The sequence below is a fragment of the Streptomyces sp. NPDC060198 genome (genome assembly GCF_042728415.1).
Classification (GTDB): Bacteria; Actinomycetota; Actinomycetes; order Streptomycetales; family Streptomycetaceae; genus Streptomyces.
The window spans coordinates 1-2221 of the sequence record NZ_JBHWZJ010000625.1; the positions used below are offsets into that span (position 1 = coordinate 1).

1 protein-coding gene is annotated in these 2221 nt (G+C 71.4%); it reads left to right on the top strand.

The genetic code is table 11. The features are described 5' to 3' along the window. Positions 1 to 239 precede the first annotated feature (239 nt). Positions 240 to 2153 carry a 1-deoxy-D-xylulose-5-phosphate synthase gene (gene dxs / locus ACFWEP_RS34205; protein ID WP_387376145.1) on the top strand — a complete coding sequence of 638 codons (1914 nt, stop codon included), beginning with the start codon at positions 240 to 242 and terminating at the stop codon, positions 2151 to 2153. Positions 2154 to 2221 lie beyond the last annotated feature (68 nt).

Here is a 2221-nt window from a genome sequence, read left to right on the forward strand (position 1 = left end):
CCCTCAGGGGGTGCCGGGCACCCGCGCGTCCGTCTTCAGGCCGTTCCCATCCTGTTCGATGAGGATGGCGGGGGCTTCCTGGGTAGGAGCACGCAGCGCGAGGTTCTGGCGGGTGCGTCCCGGCCCGCAGGACCCCGGGCGTGAGAAGGAACGCACCGCCCGATGCTCCGGCCCCGAACCGGAACATTAGACTCGTCCAAATCGACACGCTCGACCAGCTCACACGCAAGGAGGCACGGGTGGACCTGCTGACCCGCATCGAGGGACCGCGCGACCTGGACCGGCTCAGCCTCGACCAGCTGGAACAGCTCGCCGGGGAGATCCGCACGTTCCTGGTCGACGCCGTGTCCAAGACCGGTGGGCACCTGGGCCCCAACCTGGGCGTGGTCGAGCTGACCATCGCCCTGCACCGGGTCTTCGAGTCGCCCCGCGACAAGGTCCTCTTCGACACCGGCCACCAGAGCTACGTGCACAAGCTCCTCACGGGCCGCCAGGACTTCTCCCGGCTCAAGAGCAAGGGCGGCCTGTCCGGCTACCCCTCGCGCGCCGAGTCCGCGCACGACGTCATCGAGAACTCGCACGCCTCCACGGTCCTCGGCTGGGCCGACGGCCTCGCCAAGGCCAACGAGGTCCTGCGCAAGGACGACCACGTCGTCGCCGTCATCGGGGACGGCGCACTCACCGGCGGTATGGCCTGGGAGGCGCTGAACAACATCGCCGCCGCCAAGGACCGCCCGCTCGTCATCGTCGTCAACGACAACGAGCGCTCCTACGCGCCCACCATCGGCGGCCTCGCCAACCACCTCGCCACCCTGCGCACCACGGACGGCTACGAGCGCTTCCTCGCCCGCGGCAAGGACCTCCTGGAGCGCACCCCCGTCGTCGGCCGGCCGCTCTACGAGACGCTGCACGGCGCGAAGAAGGGCCTCAAGGACTTCATCGCCCCGCAGGGGATGTTCGAGGACCTCGGCCTGAAGTACGTGGGCCCCATCGACGGCCACGACATCGAGGCCCTGGAATCCGCCCTGCTGCGCGCCAAGCGCTTCGGCGGACCGGTCATCGTCCACTGCATCACCGAGAAGGGCCGCGGCTACACCCCCGCCCTCCAGGACGAGGCCGACCGCTTCCACGCCGTCGGCAAGATCCACCCCGACACCGGCCTGCCCATCGCCACCTCCGGGCTCGACTGGACCTCCGTCTTCGGCGAGGAGATGGTCAAGCTCGGCCGGGAGCGCGAGGACATCGTCGCGATCACCGCCGCCATGCTCCAGCCGGTCGGCCTCGGCAAGTTCGAGGAGGCCTTCCCCGAGCGCATCTACGACGTCGGCATCGCCGAGCAGCACGGCGCGGTCTCCGCCGCCGGCCTCGCCACCGGCGGCCTGCACCCCGTCTTCGCGGTGTACGCCACCTTCCTCAACCGCGCCTTCGACCAGGTCCTGATGGACGTCGCCCTGCACAAGTGCGGTGTCACCTTCGTCCTGGACCGGGCCGGCATCACCGGCACCGACGGCGCCTCGCACAACGGCATGTGGGACATGTCGATCCTTCAGTGCGTGCCCGGCCTGCGGATCGCCGCCCCGCGCGACGCCGACCAGGTACGCGCCCAGCTGCGCGAGGCCGTCGACGTCGACGACGCGCCCACCGTGGTCCGCTTCTCCAAGGGCGCGGTCGGCCCGGCCGTCAAGGCGGTCGGCACCGTCGGCGGCATGGACCTGCTGCGCGTCCCCGACACCGACCGGCCGGACGTGCTGCTGGTCTCCGTCGGCGCGCTCGCGCCCATGTGCCTGGAGATCGCCGATCTGCTCGACGCCCAGGGCATCACGACCACCGTGGTCGACCCCCGCTGGGTCAAGCCGGTCGACGAGGCCATGGCACCGCTCGCGGACCGGCACCGGGTCGTCGTCACCGTCGAGGACAACAGCCGCGTCGGCGGCGTCGGCTCCGCGGTCGCCCAGGCGCTCCGCGACGCCGGTGTCGATCTGCCGCTGCGCGACTTCGGCATCCCGCCGGTCTTCCTCGACCACGCCTCCCGCAACGAGGTCATGGCCGAGATCGGCCTCACCGCCCCGGACATCGCCCGCCAGGTCACCGGGCTCGTCGCCAAGCTCGACGGCCGCTACGAGACCCGAGACGCGGAGCCCGCCCGCGACTGACCGCACGGCGCCGGGCACTTCCGGCGTACCCGCGTACCGCCGAATGGGCCGGTGCCACCTCCTTGTAC